At 73.2% G+C, this 12,627-nt stretch carries 10 protein-coding genes; 3 read left to right on the top strand and 7 right to left on the bottom strand.

The features are described 5' to 3' along the window. Positions 1-21: 21 nt before the first annotated feature. Positions 22-1,434 (bottom strand): LCP family protein, encoded by a 1,413-nt coding sequence (locus tag ACZ6R6_RS14285; RefSeq protein ID WP_470093348.1) that lies wholly within the window; start codon positions 1,432-1,434, stop codon positions 22-24. Between the two features lie 213 nt (positions 1,435-1,647). Between ACZ6R6_RS14285 and ACZ6R6_RS14280 the strand changes: the two genes are divergently transcribed. From ACZ6R6_RS14280 to ACZ6R6_RS14270, 3 genes are all read left to right on the top strand, one after another. Further along, on the top strand, positions 1,648-2,160 hold the full coding sequence (locus ACZ6R6_RS14280) for a GNAT family N-acetyltransferase (RefSeq protein ID WP_470093347.1): 513 nt from the start codon (positions 1,648-1,650) through the stop codon (positions 2,158-2,160). Between the two features lie 25 nt (positions 2,161-2,185). Further along, the gene (locus ACZ6R6_RS14275) at positions 2,186-2,887 is read left to right on the top strand and encodes an NADPH-dependent FMN reductase (RefSeq protein WP_470093345.1); all 702 of its coding nucleotides are present in this window, start codon (positions 2,186-2,188) and stop codon (positions 2,885-2,887) included. A gap of 82 nt (positions 2,888-2,969) precedes the next feature. Then, positions 2,970-4,730 carry an ABC transporter ATP-binding protein gene (locus ACZ6R6_RS14270; protein ID WP_470093343.1) on the top strand — a complete coding sequence of 587 codons (1,761 nt, stop codon included), beginning with the start codon at positions 2,970-2,972 and terminating at the stop codon, positions 4,728-4,730. Between the two features lie 45 nt (positions 4,731-4,775). Here ACZ6R6_RS14270 and ACZ6R6_RS14265 read toward each other — a convergent pair whose 3' ends face one another. The 6 genes from ACZ6R6_RS14265 to ACZ6R6_RS14240 are packed head-to-tail and all read right to left on the bottom strand — an operon-like array spanning position 4,776 to position 12,618. After that, positions 4,776-5,801: a glycoside hydrolase family 16 protein gene (locus ACZ6R6_RS14265; protein WP_470093341.1), complete on the bottom strand. Its 1,026-nt coding sequence runs from the start codon at positions 5,799-5,801 to the stop codon at positions 4,776-4,778. Next, positions 5,798-7,171, bottom strand: coding sequence for a hypothetical protein (locus tag ACZ6R6_RS14260; protein ID WP_470093339.1), 1,374 nt, complete (start codon positions 7,169-7,171; stop codon positions 5,798-5,800). Before ACZ6R6_RS14260 ends, ACZ6R6_RS14265 begins: the two co-directional genes overlap by 4 nt. Before the next feature lie 15 nt (positions 7,172-7,186). Continuing rightward, on the bottom strand, positions 7,187-7,918 hold the full coding sequence (locus tag ACZ6R6_RS14255) for a hypothetical protein (RefSeq protein WP_470093337.1): 732 nt from the start codon (positions 7,916-7,918) through the stop codon (positions 7,187-7,189). Between the two features lie 23 nt (positions 7,919-7,941). Next, the gene (locus ACZ6R6_RS14250; protein WP_470093335.1) at positions 7,942-8,934 is read right to left on the bottom strand and encodes a MinD/ParA family ATP-binding protein; all 993 of its coding nucleotides are present in this window, start codon (positions 8,932-8,934) and stop codon (positions 7,942-7,944) included. A 49-nt stretch (positions 8,935-8,983) separates the two neighbouring features. Beyond that, complete coding sequence (locus tag ACZ6R6_RS14245) at positions 8,984-11,020, bottom strand: hypothetical protein (protein ID WP_470093333.1); 2,037 nt, start codon at positions 11,018-11,020, stop codon at positions 8,984-8,986. Beyond that, a complete protein-coding gene (locus ACZ6R6_RS14240) occupies positions 11,017-12,618 on the bottom strand; it encodes a hypothetical protein (protein ID WP_470093331.1) in 1,602 nt (533 codons plus the stop codon). Before ACZ6R6_RS14240 ends, ACZ6R6_RS14245 begins: the two co-directional genes overlap by 4 nt. Between the last annotated feature and the right edge of the window lie 9 nt (positions 12,619-12,627).

The raw sequence follows: 12,627 nt of genomic DNA, 5'->3' as shown, positions 1-12,627 counted from the left end.
GACCCTACTCAAAAGGGACGATCAGGCGCTCGCGCAGGAGTCGTGGGTGGCGTCGAAACCCTTGAGACTGTCGGCGTCGTCCTGGCGGAGGGGCTTGAGCCCCTTCCAGTCGTCGCCGATGGTCAGGACGAGCCGTGCCGTGACGGCCCGGGGGACGGGCCTGGCGGTGGAGGCGAGCAGGTCGCGGGTGAGGGTGGGCGCCCCCGGCGCGCCGTTCGGCGAGTAGGCGATCGTGGTCTTCGGGTACGGCCTGCGCGGGGCGTCCCCGATCTTGGCGATGTGGTAGCCCCGCTCCTCCAGGACGGCGGCCACCTGGGTGGCCAGGTGGGAGCGGCCGGTCCCGTTGCGCACCTCGACCTGGATCTTCGACCGGGCCACCTTGGACTGGCCGCCCTTGACCCCCGAACCGGCGACCGTCCTGTCCCGGGCGACGATCTGGAACAGCTTCCTGCTCTGCGGCTCGACCCATTCCACCCGGCCGGGGTAGGTGACCGAGTATCGCCAGGGGGTGGTGATGAAGTGGATCTGCCCGGCGGCCAGGCCCTGGGCGCTGGTCGCCAGGTCCTTCATGACCAGGGGGGTGAGCCCGGGGTCGGTGGTGACCGACCTGGTGGCCGCGTCGAGGAAGCCGAAGAGCTTCGTGGGGTTGGTGAGCGTCTCACCGCTCATGACCTTCTTGACCATGGAGGCGATGAACATCTGCTGCCGCTGAATGCGCCCGATGTCGGAGCCGTCGCCCAGGCTGTAGCGGGCCCGGACGTAGCCCAGGGCCTGCTCACCCTTGAGAGTCTGCCGGCCGGCGGCCAGCGTGAGCAGGGCCTTCTTGTCGTGGATCGGCTCGGGCACGCACACCTCGACGCCGCCGACCGCGTCGACCATGCCCTTGAATCCGGTGAAGTCGACCTTCACGAAGTGATCGATGTGGATGCCGGTGAGCGACTCGACGGTCTTCCACGTACAGGCGATCCCGCCGGAGTTGAACGACTCGTTGATCATGCCCAGGTGCGCCCGCTGGCCGGGGAGCCCCTGCCTGGCCCGGCACTCGGGGAGCTGGACCATCGAATCCCGGGGGAAGCTGACGACCATCGCGTTGTCCCGCTTCGGCGAGATGTGCGCCAGCATGATGGTGTCGGTCCGCTCGCCGGGGAACCTACCGTATCTGGCGTTCTTGCCGCCGCGCTGGTCCGAGCCGACCACCAGGACGTTCAGCGCCTTGGTGGCGACCTTGACCGGCCGCTTCCCCAGGTCGTCCGCCTGGACGTCGGTGTGCTTGACGTTCCCGGCCAACTTGACGTAGACGCCGCCGACCGTCGCCGCCACCGCGACCACGACGACGGTGACGGCGGCCACCAGCCACCACAGCCACCTGCGGCGCCGCCGGGGCGGCCCCTGCTCCGCGGGCCTTGAGGGCGCGTCGGTCAACCCGCTGCTCACGTGACTCCTGAGGGGATGGGCCTGGGTGGGCACCCGTGGCCGATGGGCCGGATTCCGGCCGTCGCCGAGTGTACTAATCACCCGTAAAGGGTGGATAAGAACTCGCGACAGGCCCCTCCGGGCCGGGCCTCCCGGGCCGGACGGCCTGGCGGCGACCCCGCCCCGGGGCTGCCGCGCCATGGCCCGTCCTGCGACGCCTGTTACGATCCGCCGATGATTATCCGCGATGGGAATCTTGACGATGTTCCGGCGGTTCTGGGGATGTTCGACAGTGCGGTGGCGTGGCTGACCGCGCAGGGCCGTACCGGCCAGTGGGGCAGTGAGCCGTTCTCCGCCAGCGCGGCCCGCGTCGAGCGGGTCACCTCCTGGGCGTCCTCCGGCGGGATGCGCATCGCCGAGATCGACGGCGAGCCCGCCGGATGCGTGGTCCTGGGTCCCGCGATGGACTACGTCACCCCGGCCTCGGAGCCGGAGCTGTACGTCCAGGGGCTGGTCATCGACCAGCGCTTCCACGGCCGCGGCGTCGGCTCCGCCCTGCTGGAACGGGCCCGCGCCGAGGCGGTGGAGCTGGGGGTGCCGCTGCTCAGGGTCGACTGCTACGCCGGTGACGACGGCCGGTTGGTGAAGTACTACGAGAGCCAGGGCTTCACCAGGACCGAGCCGTTCAAGGTCAATGAGTGGCCCGGCCAGCTCCTGGAGATGCGCCTGCCCACCGGTCCCGCTTGACCTCAACCGCACTGGAGGTTGCACGGTGGTCCCTCAGGGCATCGACCCGATCGACCCGCAGGAGGAGGCCGCCGTGCCGGACATCGCAGTCATCATCGCAAGCACCCGGGAGGGTGGTCTCGGGACGATGGTGGGGCGGTGGTTCCTGGAGCGGATCGGGCGGCGGGCCGACCTGAACGTGGACGTGATCGACCTGGGCCGCACCCCACTCCCCCCGCTCCGGCCCATGGGCTCCGGCGGTGAGGGGGGCTCCGGCGGTGAGGAGCGTCCCGGCGGTGAGGGTTCCGGCCGTGAGGGCTCCGGCGGTGCCGGGGTCTCCGGCGGCGCCGGGGGTGAGCCCCGTGAGCTCGCCGCCAGGGTCGGCGCCGCCGACGGCTTCGTCGTGATCACCCCGGAGTACAACCACGGCTACCCCGCCGCGTTGAAGCTGGTCATCGACTCGGTCCGCCACGAGTGGGCGGCCAAGCCGGTCGGCTACGTCTCGTACGGCGGGCGCTCCGGGGGCCTGCACGCGGTGGAGCAGCTCCGCCTGGTCTTCTCCGAGCTGCACGTGGTCTCCCTGCGCGACACCGTCAGCCTCCAGCTGGCGCACGGCCGGTCCGACGCGGCGGGGCGGCAGAACGAGCTGGAGGGCGCCGAGGGCGCGGTCAAGGTCATGCTCGACCAGCTCACCTGGTGGGCGACCACCTTGCGGGAGGGCCGGGCGGCCCGGCCGTACATCCGCTGAGCGCCCTGTGAAAGGGCGTCACACGCATGAAACATCAAAGGGAGGAGGATTGACTAGATATTTATCGTGATTTGGGGGATCTGTGGTCGGCGCTCTCGATCATCGTTACCGGGGCGAGCATCCCATCCGCACACTCGCCTACCTCTTCAAAGAAGACACCCTCAAGCTTCTCGTCGGGGTCTTCGCCTTCCTGGTCAAGCACAGCCCCACCTGGCTGCTGCCGCTCGTCACCGCCAACGTCGTCGACATCGTGGTCGGCCACCGCCCCATCGGGGGCCTGTGGGTCAACACGGCCGTGCTGCTCGCCCTGCTCCTGCTCAACTACCCCTTCCATCTCCTCTACGTCCGCTGCCTGCACGGCGCGATCCGGCGGATGGGCGTGGACCTGCGCTCGGCGCTCTGCCGCCGGATGCAGGAACTGTCCATCGGCTACCACTCGCGGGTCAGCGCCGCCGTACTCCAGACCAAGGTCATCCGGGACGTCGAGAGCGTGGAGCAGACCACCCAGCAGGCGGGTGACATGGGCCTGTCCGCCCTCGCCATGCTGGCCGGCGGCCTGGCGGTCATCGCCCTGCGGGTGCCCGCCGCGATCCCGGTCTTCCTGGTCGTCGTGCCCGCGGCGGCGTTCCTGGTGATGCGGATGCGCACCCGGCTGCGCGAGGACAACGAGAGCTTCCGCCGCGAGGTCGAGAAGCTCTCCACCCGCGTCAGCGAGATGACCACGCTCATCCCGATCACCCGTGCCCACGGCCTGGAACAGGACGCGCTGCACCGCGTCGACGGCACCCTGACCAGGGTGCTGCGCAAGGGGCTCCGGCTCGACCTGCTCAACGGCAGCTTCGGCGCGCTGGCCTGGATCCTGCTCAACGCGCTCGGCGTCGCCTTCCTGGCCGGCTCCGCGCTCGTCGCCTACTACCAGGTCATCCCCATCACCGCCGGTGACGTGGTCATGCTGTCCACCTTCTTCGCCACCCTCACCTCCGCGGTCACCTCCCTGCTCAGCCTGACCCCGGTGATCAGCAAGGGGCTGGCGTCGGTGCGCTCGATCGGCGAGGTGCTGCAGGCCCCCGACCTGGAGCACAACGGGGGCAAGGACAAGGTCGAGTCCGTCCGCGGCGAGGTGGAGTTCCGCGACGTCGAGTTCGCCTACGGCGAGGGCGACGGGCAGGCCGACGCCCCCGCGGTCACCGGCTTCAGCCTCACGGCGGTCCCCGGGGAGACGATCGCCCTGGTCGGCCCCTCGGGCGCGGGCAAGTCGACCGTGCTCAACCTCGTCATCGGGTTCCTGCGGCCCACCTCCGGCCGGATCCTGCTCGACGGCCGTGACATGGAGACGCTGGACCTGCGCACCTACCGCAGGTTCCTGTCGGTCGTGCCGCAGGAGTCCATCCTGTTCGAGGGCAGCATCAGGGAGAACGTCACCTACGGCATGGCCGACGTCTCCGAGGACCGGGTACGGCAGGCGCTGCGGGACGCCAACGCGCTGGAGTTCATCGACCGGCTGCCCGACGGGCTCGACACGGTGGTGGGAGAGCGGGGCGCCCGCCTGTCCGGCGGACAGAAGCAGCGCCTGGCCATCGCCCGCGCCCTGATCCGCGACCCGCGCGTGCTGATCCTGGACGAGGCGACCTCCGCCCTGGACAACCGGTCGGAGGCGCTCATCCAGGAGGCGCTGGCCCGCCTGGTCGCCGGGCGCACGGTCTTCGTCGTCGCCCACCGGCTGTCGACCATCCGCGGCGCCGACCGCATCGTGGTCATGCGCGACGGCGGGATCGAGGAGGTGGGCACCCACGAGGAGCTGCTGCGGCTGCGCGGCGTCTACGCCGGGCTGCTGAGCGCCTAGGAGCCTCCGGAGGGCACGGGACCCGGTCCCGTGCCCTCCCGGGCCTCATCCCGCGCCGCCGGACTCCAGCGGGTGGAAGCGGAGCCAGTCGACCTCCATCCACGCCTCCCCCGGGCTGCCGTGACCGGGGAACCAGTCGAGCTGCAGGCAGACCGACATCGGGCTGCGGGTGGACATGGACGAGCGGAACCACTCCCGCCCGTCGAGATAGCCGACGACCCCGCTGGGACTGTTCTCCACCGCGTAGGTGTGCCAGGCGGTCATGTCCACCTCGGAGTAGGACTGCTCCTCGCCCTGAGGGGTCTGCAGGAAGAAGTTCGCCCGCCACCTGCCGGGACGGTCCATCACCCCCAGGAAGTCGATCTCCTCGCCCGTGGCGCTGTGCACGCCTCCGCCGCCGCCGTCCGGCCACAGCAGGGCGATGGGGTGGTAGGAGTCCGCCCCCTCGTACATCCGGACGCGGGTCTCCCATCGCCCGTACGCCGCGCTGTGCCGGCGGCCCAGCCCGGCCGTGGTGCCGTCGGCGCGGCCGTACAGGTAGAGCGATCCGTTCCCGATGAAGAGCTGGTCGGGAGAGCGGCGGCCCTTGTTGTCGTGTCCGGGCGAGTCGTAGATCACCCAGTCGGCCGGATCGAGGTAGTCGTCGAACTCCGCGCACCAGGCCGGTGCCCCCCAGCCGTGGACCGCGGCGGCGCTGGAATCGCCGGCCGAGCCGGCCGAGCCGGTGGGATCGGCCGAGCCGGGGGACTCGGTGGAACCGGTCGAGTCGGTCGAGCCCGCGGGATCGGTGGAGTCGGTGGAACCGGCCGAGTCGGTCGAGTCGGTGAAGTCGGTCCAACTGGTGGAGTCGGAGGGACCGACCGAGTCGGCCGAGGTGGTGGGGTCGGCCGAGTCGGTGGAGTCGGTCCAGCTGGTTGAGCCGGTGGGGTCGGTGGGGCCGGTCGAGGGAGCGCACGGAGCCGCCTCGGCCGTGCCGGAGACCACCTCGCCCTGGGCGGAGCCGAGGGCGCTCACCGTCAGCATGGCCACCATGCTGAACACGGCCAGCCGCACGTGCGATCGAGTGATCATGACTGCTGCTCCCAGGATTTCGCGCAGAGCGCCGAGGGGGTGAAACTCCAGCAGCCGGCCCTGACGGGGGCCGGGGCCCACGGGGCGGAGACGCCCGGCGCGGAGGCGAGGGAGAAGGGCGGCGGCGCGAAGGCCCACAGGGGGGCCGCCTGCCGCCTGGCGGTCAGCGGGTTGCCGGGCAGTTCCCAGGTGCGGCCGCGCCAGGGCGCGAGGCTCCAGCACGAGGCGTCCTGGGGACGGCAGAAATCCGTGGCGGAGGTGCGCGCCAGCGGTGGCAGCGGGAGGACGGCCCGGAGCGGCAGGGGCGAGGTCGGCGCCACGAGAGGCCGACGGTCTCCGGGTCCCCCGGTCGCCTCCTCGGCGGGGGTGTCCGGGACGAAGGAGGTCGTCGGGCTGGCCACCGGCTCGGCCGTCCGTGCCGGCGGGACCGGTTCCGGAGCGGTGGGCTGCTGAGCCGTCGAGGTGGCGCGGGGCGCCGAGGTGGCCGTGGTGCCGGTCGTCGGGCTCGGCGTGGACCTGGCCTTCTCCCTCTCCCTCTCCTCCCCCTTCCCCTTCGGCGGGGCCGGTCTGGAGGTGGGGCGTGCGGTGGCCGGCCGGGAGGTCGTGGGCTTCGCGCTGGCGGCCGGCTCCGGCGCGGGCTTGGCGGGCCTGTCCGGCGGGTCCGGTCGGGTGGTCCGGCCCGGCCCGGCCGTATGCGCGGAGGTGGGTTCGGCGGTGGCGCCCGGTCCGGGCGTGCCGCCGGGCTCGGCCGTGGTGGCCGGGCTCGACGTAGGGGCGGGCTCGGCAGACCCGCCGCCGGGCCTGTCGCTCCTGTCCGGGGCCGGCGCGCCGTTCTTGGCCGGAGCCGGTGACGCGCCGGCTTCGGGGAGTTTCGCCAGGTACATCTCCGGGTCGGTGCCCTTCGAACGCGCTGAGGCGCTCCCGCTCCCGCTCCGGGGACGCCTGTGTGCCGGCGGCTCCGAGGAGCGTGCGGCCTCGCGGTCCGGTGGCCTGCTGGAGGCGTGCGGCGCGGGCGCTTGCCCGCCGTCCGGCGTGGGGTCCTCCCCGCCGTCCGGCGCGGGGTCTCCGGTGTCCTCCGAGGGGGGGTCCTCCGTGCCGTCCGGCGTCCCTCCCCCAGGACCGGAGGGTTCGATCTCGGACGGGCTCTCCGTCTCCGCGGACGGCGGCTCCGGCTCCGGCTGCGGGGGCTGCCCGGCGGCGACGGGAGGGTCGACCACCGGCGCCGTCGTCGGTGGCGCGGCGGCGGACCCGCCGGGAGCCGCCATGGCGGACCACGGCTGGGCGACGACCGCGCCGGCCGTCGCGGACACCCCTGCCAGGAGGAGGCCGGAGACCAAGGTGACGCGCCGAGACGAGTTACGTGGGGGCATGGGTGCCTCCTCGGTCTATGAGGTGGGCTCGGGGCCGGAGATGGGTTTCCAGCCCGCGGCGGTGAACTCGGGGGTGCCCGGCAGGGCGACCTCGGGCACCGCGGTGGAGACGGGATCGGGGATGTTGACCCAGTCGCCCCGGCCCCGCATGCCGGGATGCCACGCCATGAGCAGGCTCATGGCGTACGGGCTGGAGTAGGTCGGGTCGGTGTCCTGGGCGCCCTTGGTCGCGGTCACCTGGACCAGGACGGACACCTGGATCTGGTCCTTGGCACGGGCCCGCCACTGGACCCCGATCGTCCTCGTCCGCATGGCGGCCCCGTCGGGGAGCTTGCCGGCCTTGGGGAGGCCGAGGGTCTCGCGCCATCCGGCGACGGCGGCCCGCGCGCCGGCCCGGGCCGCCTCCTGCTGCTCCGGCGGGGCGTACAGGACCGCCGCCTGCTCGGCCTGCTCGATGTCCAGCGTCCACGCCGCCTCCAACGTGGCGGCCGCCGCCGAGACCGCCCCCAGCTCGGTGTGGGGGAACCCGACGGGATAGCCGGCGTCGCCCTCGTAGCCGGAGGGCGGGGCGAGCGCGACGGTGCCGGCGGCGGCCGGGCCCGCGGTCCGGGCCGTCGAGGTGACGGGCTCGGGCCGCAGGAACTGCCACGCGCCGACCATCAGCAGGATCGCCCCCACGATGGAGACGACCACGACGACCATCCGCCGGGAGTTGTGGGGCGGGGGGCCCAGATCCCAGTCGAGCACGGGGTCCTCGGCGGCTGGCCCCACTACTTGCCCCGATCGGGACGCTGGCCGAACGCCTGGCCGGCGGCGGCGGCCAGGCGCAGGTAGGCGCCCCGGGTGGTGGGCCGGAGGCGGGCCAGGTCGACCTCGGCGCCCTCCTTGAGGTGCGGGTCGTAGGGGACGCGGATGACGGTGCGGCAGCGGGAGCCGAAATGGCGTTCCAGCAGCTCCACGTCCACGTCGGACTTGGGCTCCACGGCGTTCAGCACGACGATGGCGTTCTTGACCAGGTCCGCGTACCCGTGGGCGGTGAGCCAGTCCAGTGTCGCGGCGGCCGAGCTCGCCCCGTCCACCGCGACCAGGCTGACCAGCACGATCTGGTCGGCCAGCTCCAGCGTCGCCCCCATGGCCCCGTGGAGCAGCCCGGTCCCGCAGTCGGTGATGCAGATCGAGTAGTAGCGCTCGATGAGCCCGGCGACCGTGCGGTAGTCCTCGGCGTTGAACGCCTCGCTCACGGCGGGATCGGTGTCGGAGGCGAGGACCTCCAGCCGGGCGGTCGACTGGGAGGTGAAGGCGCGCGCGTCGGCGTAGCGGACGATGTGGGGGGCTTCGGCGAGCAGCGTGCGGATGGTCGCCGCCGTCTCGGACTTGACCTTGATCCCGAGGGTCCCCCGGTCGGGGTTGGCGTCGATCGCGATGACCCGGTCTCCCCGCAGGGAGGCCAGGGTGTTGCCCAGGGCGGCGGTCGTCGTGGTCTTGCCGACCCCGCCCTTGAGGCTCATGACCGCGATCCGGTGGTGCCCGCTCGCCACGGGGGTCTGGGCCTGGGCTATCAGCGTGCGACGCTCCACCTCCGTGGCCGACTCCGCCGGAATGATCTTCCCGCCGGAGAGCTGCCAGATGAGACGCCGCCACCCGCCGGTGGGCTCGGGACGCCGGTTGATGAGCAGGTGTTCGGCGGTGAGGGGGACCGTCTCCTGGAACTGCTCCGCCGGAGCGGACGGCGAGCCCTGGATCCGGGGGGACGTCTCCGTCATGGCCAAGGTCCTTTCAGAGAACTTTCGCAGAGCAGGTGGGACGGGGCTGTCAGCAGGTGAGCCAGCGCACCGTCGTGGTGATCGAGTCGTCGGGTCCGTGGACGGTCAGGGGGGCGGTGACGGAGGAGGGGACGCCGCACCATTGGCGGATCCGATGGGCGCGCAGCGTGATCACACTGGTCCGTCCCTGCTCCAGGGTGCCGTTGGACGGGCTCACGGCCAGCCCGGGCGCCGTTATCCGCCAGTCGAGGGCGGCCCCGGAGATGGCGAGGACCAGGCTGCCCTGGCCGAACTCGTCCAGGGTCACCACGGGGGGGATCCGCAGCCGTGCGGCGAGCCCGCTCCGGGGGGCGGGGGCGGCGCCGGCCGTGGTGTCCTGGACGGCGGAGGACTGCAGGGAGCCGGCGGGCCGCTCGGTCCCGATGGCGGGCCCGAGGAGGTTCATGCCCGTCAGGGTGCCCGCAGCCCCGGCGACCACGATGATGACGATCTTGATGGTGGTGCTCCGGACCCGTTCCCCCGCCCATGCGAGCGCCTCCACGAACCGGACGCCGGGGCCGAAGCGCACTCCCTCGGGCTCACCGGTCGCTCGGGCGTAGGCCCGGACCGCCGGCGCCCGCCTGTCGCCGGACCTGCCGGCGGCCGACTGGCCGGTGATGGCGGGGATGGCGGGGTTGGTGGCGGTCATGTCGTTCTCGCGCACCCGCGTCTGCGAGAGCAGCGCGTCGTACAGGGGGGTGTCCTGTGAGGACGGAGACGGAGACGGGGACGGGGGCGGGGACAGGGCGGAGCGCGGCCGGGTCGGGCGGGCCTGCAGCGCCGGCAGGGACGGAAGGGTGGGGCGCTCCGGCAGCACGGGAAGGTACGGAAGCGTGGAGCGGTCCGAACGGCCCGCGCGGTCCCCCCGGTCCGAACGGTCCGCGTGCTCCACCTGGCCCACCCGGCCCGCGTGGTCCCCCCGGTCCGCCCGGTCCATCCGGTCCGCCTGGTCCGGACGATCTGAACGGTCCGGACGGTCCGCGCGTTCTGGGCGGTCCGCGCGATCCGTGCGATCTGCACGGTCGGGGCGGTCCGCGCGGTCGGGTCGGGGGGGACGGGCAGGACGGCGGGGTGTGGAACGGTCCGGGCGGACGGGGAGATACGGGAGGGTGGAGCGCTCCGGTCTGGCCGTACGGCCCGGCCGTACGGCCAGACCGGGCCGGGTCTCCTCCCGCGGCGGCGTGCGCGCTCCGGGGTCCGCCGCCTCGGCGGGCGCGGGTGCGCTCTTCGGTTCGGGCGGTTCCGTGGGGGGCGGAAGGGAGTCGAGGAGCCGCCGCCTCACCTCGGTGGTGAGGGGCGGGATCCGCGGGTGGGAGATCATCTGTGGGACCGTGTAGCGGATGTTGATCGGCCGCGTGCACGCGGAGCACTTGATCATGTGAGACAGCAGGTCCGTACGGGCCTCTTCGAACTCGGCGGGAGAGAGCGTCCGCCGCTCGTCGAGTCCGTCGAACTCGTCGAACCCGTCGGGTCCGTCGAACCGGTCGGGGCCGGCGGGCTCACCGAGCCCGCCGGGGAACAGGGCCTCGACCAACGGGGGGAACTCCGGGCAGGTGCCGCGGCCGTGTTGGAGGGCGTCCAGGCCGCTCACGAGGGTCTCGATCAGGTCCTGGGTGCGTGTCGCCAGCCTGCCGACCTCCTCCACCGGCATCGCCAGCATGTGGGACAGGTCGAGGGTGGCCAGCTCGTGGCGGTACATCAACCTGAGCGTCTCGGTGCCCAGCGGGTCGACGATCGTCCAGACGCGCTCGATCAGCCGGGCGTCCGGCATGCCCGGCCCGGCCTCCGGGACGTACTGCTCCCGGTAGCCGGGCGCGGCGCGGCAGTCACGCCGGAGCACGGCGAGCAACCACCCCCGGGCGGTGATGTCCCGGGGTGCCGACTGGGCCTGGCAGGCGGCCAGCGTGGAGGTGACCGCCGCCAGCGCCCGGTCGGGGGCGAGGTGGTAGGCGGCGTAGTCCATCAGGTGCGCGCCGTGCTCGCCCACCCAGGTCGCCCCCTGGCCAGGACCGAGCACGGCGCGCCCAGCTCGGGGGGGAGTGCTCATGGGCCGGTGTATCCGAACGGGTCCGGGTGGACCTGACCGGTATCGGACTGGACGGCCGGGTCCGGCTGGATCTGGCCGGGGCCGGTGCCGGGCTGGACCTGGCGGGTGTCGGGCTGGACCCGGCGGGTGTCGGGCAGGACGGCCTGGTCCGGCTGGTCCGGCTGGACCTGACCGTTGTCCGGCTGGACCTGGCCGCTGTCGGGCTGGACCTGGCCGCTGTCGGGCCGGGCGGGCCGGGCGGGCGGGGCGGTGGAGGGATCGGTCACCACGAGCTCAAGGTTCCGCTCGGGCAGACCGGTGAACTTGGTCCAGTTGCTGACCTCCCCGGGCGCCGGCTCCGCGTAGAGCCAGCGGATGAAGGCGGGCCACTGACAGGAGTCGCGGGGGATGGCCGGGCCGCCGTCCTGGGGCGCGCCCAGCCGCTGAAGCTCGGCGGCCGAGTAGTCCCGGCACGGAGGGGTGCCCGGCGGGGCGATGTTGAGGTCCCACACGCCGTTCTCGTCCGTGTAGCGCATGTTCTTGTCCAGCCCCAGGGCCTCCTGGGCCCGCCGGAGCAGCTCCGGGTCCCGGAAGATCGGCAGGGAGTCGCCGTCTCCGGAGACCTCACCGTCCGGAAGCGGCGTGGCGGGCTGCAGCACGCTCCCGTCGGGAGCCTGGGACGGGTTCTGGGCCGTGCGCCGGTCGGGCTGGGGGAGCTGCGTGTCCTGGGACGGCTCCGCCGGTGGGAGGCTCTCCTGGGCCGGCTGGGAGGGTCCGGCCGGCTCGGGAGTGGGAGTGGGAGTCCCCGGAGGGCGGGTGTCCGAGGGGCCGGGGGTCGCCGTGGGCGTGGCCTGCTCACCGGCGCTCGCCGACGGGGTGGGCGTCGCCGAGGGTTTAGGCGTCTCCGCGGCGTCCGTGGGCTTGGCGGGGGCCGTGGGGCGGGCCGGCGTGCGGGTGCCCGAGGGCTGGGCGGGCTTGGGGGTCGGCTGCTCCTTCTCCCTCTCGACGCCGACCTTCTTCTCGGTCTTCTTCTCGGCCTGCTCGATCCGGCTGCCGCTCTCCGAGATGTCACCGGCGATCTTCTTCGTCGGTGCCGGCGCGGGGGGAGGCGTGGAGCGGCCCGACTTCACCGGTGGCGGCTGTGCCGCCGTCGAGCGGCGGGTCTCCGGGGCGGGCTGCAGCGGCGCCGACGAGCGGCGGGGCTCCGGAGCGGGCTGCGCCGCCGTCGAGCGGCGGGGCTCCGGGGCCGAGGACTCCCGCTTGGGCGGCGACGACGCCGTGCTCTTGGGGTTTCCGGGCCGCTGCAGGGCGGAGGCGGCACTCGCCAGGACGGCGAGCGAGACGCAGTCTCCCCCGCCGCCTCCGACCGCGTGCCCGTCGGTGGTGGTGGTCAGGCAGACCCGGGGGGATTCCGTGGAACCGTCGCCGGTGATGGTGCTGCCCTCGTCGGCGCCGGAGAGCGGGAGGGTCGGGTCCCCGTCGGCCGAGCCACGGGACTTCCACGCCTGCTCGCCGTCGTCGAGGTGGTAGGTGCCGGCCGCCAGGCGCATCACCTTCTCCTCGACGGGATGCGAACGGGCGGCGATGACGGTTCCCAGCCCGGCACCGGCCCCGAACACGCCGATCGC

The sequence above is a fragment of the Streptosporangium sp. NPDC048886 genome (assembly GCF_055586905.1).
Note: the sequence above shows the minus strand (reverse complement) of the source record. Positions and strands in the feature narration are given on the sequence as shown.

Coding starts and splice junctions, on each gene's coding strand:
- ACZ6R6_RS14265 (WP_470093341.1), bottom strand. CDS start 5,801: ATGATCACTCGATCGCACGTGCGGCTGGCCGTGTTCAGCATGGTGGCC.
- ACZ6R6_RS14245 (WP_470093333.1), bottom strand. CDS start 11,020: ATGAGCACTCCCCCCCGAGCTGGGCGCGCCGTGCTCGGTCCTGGCCAG.
- ACZ6R6_RS14260 (WP_470093339.1), bottom strand. CDS start 7,171: ATGCCCCCACGTAACTCGTCTCGGCGCGTCACCTTGGTCTCCGGCCTC.
- ACZ6R6_RS14250 (WP_470093335.1), bottom strand. CDS start 8,934: ATGACGGAGACGTCCCCCCGGATCCAGGGCTCGCCGTCCGCTCCGGCG.
- ACZ6R6_RS14280 (WP_470093347.1), top strand. CDS start 1,648: ATGATTATCCGCGATGGGAATCTTGACGATGTTCCGGCGGTTCTGGGG.